Genomic DNA, 1,160 nt, shown 5'->3' with positions numbered 1-1,160 from the left:
ACATCTGTATAGCTCTCCTCACTCTCAGTTCCATCAGATTTTACTGTTTTAACCGTGAACTTAGGTTTGCTCCATTTGCCATCCTCATACTTAGCTCCTCCACCTAAAGACTTCGCAACATCGATCCCTAGGGCATATAGCTGATTACCCGCTACAGCATCCGTTGACGTTCTACTAATGTCGCCATTTTTAAGAGACGTTATCTTGCTGTTCTCTTTACTGTCCCCATGCGTCGCTACAAAAACACCTTTAGCCTTATCCCACAACAAGGCGTCAGCTTGAGCAGTGGTAATTTCATTGGTAATCTCTTTATGTAAATCCGTGAAAGACGTTCCTACACCAGCAAACGCTGAAGCCACATCTGTATAGCTCTCCTCACTCTCAGTTCCATCAGATTTTACTGTTTTAACCGTGAACTTAGGTTTACTCCATTTACCATCCTCATACTTAGCTCCTCCACCTAAAGATTGTGCAACTTTATCACCTAGAGCATGAAGCTGATTACCCGTTACAGCATCCGTGGAACCATCCTTAATGACGCCATCTAAAAGAGATGTAAGCTTGCTATTGCTTTTGCTATCTTTCTCTCCATGCGTCGCTACAAAGGCATGTGCAGTGTCGCTCCATAATAAAGCATCACCATTAACCGCTTGAGTAATATTACTTAGTTTTTCATCAAACTTTTTAACCTCATTAGACAGATGTGTGTTCACATTCTTGACACTCGTATCAAGACCCGCAAAGGCACTACCAACATCATTGAAGCTCTTCTTTCCCACATCACCATCTGCAGAAATATTAGAGATCTCGTAAGTCGGAGCTGTCCATGTGCCATTCTCATACTTAGCTTTACCACCTAAAGACTTCGCAACACCGCTCCCTAGTGCATATAGCTGGTTACCCGCTACAGCATCCGTTGACGTTCTACTAATGTCGCCATTTTTAAGAGACGTTATCTTGCTGCTCTCTTTACTGTCCCCATGCGTTGCTACAAACGCACCTTTGGACTTATCCCACAACAAGGCGTCAGCCTGAGCAGTGGTAATTTCATTGGTAATTTCTTTATGTAAATCCGTGAAAGAAGTTCCTACACCGGCAAACGCTGAAGCCACATCTGTATAGCTCTCCTCACTCTCAGTTCCATCAGATTTTACTGTTTT

At 43.2% G+C, this 1,160-nt stretch carries 1 pseudogene; it reads right to left on the bottom strand.

The features are described from left to right. Positions 1-1,112: pseudogene (locus ACFINX_RS10120) on the bottom strand (hypothetical protein); the annotation flags it as partial. Between the last annotated feature and the right edge of the window lie 48 nt (positions 1,113-1,160).

It is taken from the genome of Bartonella sp. AP36NXGY, from assembly GCF_042195865.1.
Classification (GTDB): domain Bacteria; phylum Pseudomonadota; class Alphaproteobacteria; order Rhizobiales; family Rhizobiaceae; genus Bartonella.
Note: the sequence above shows the minus strand (reverse complement) of the source record. Positions and strands in the feature narration are given on the sequence as shown.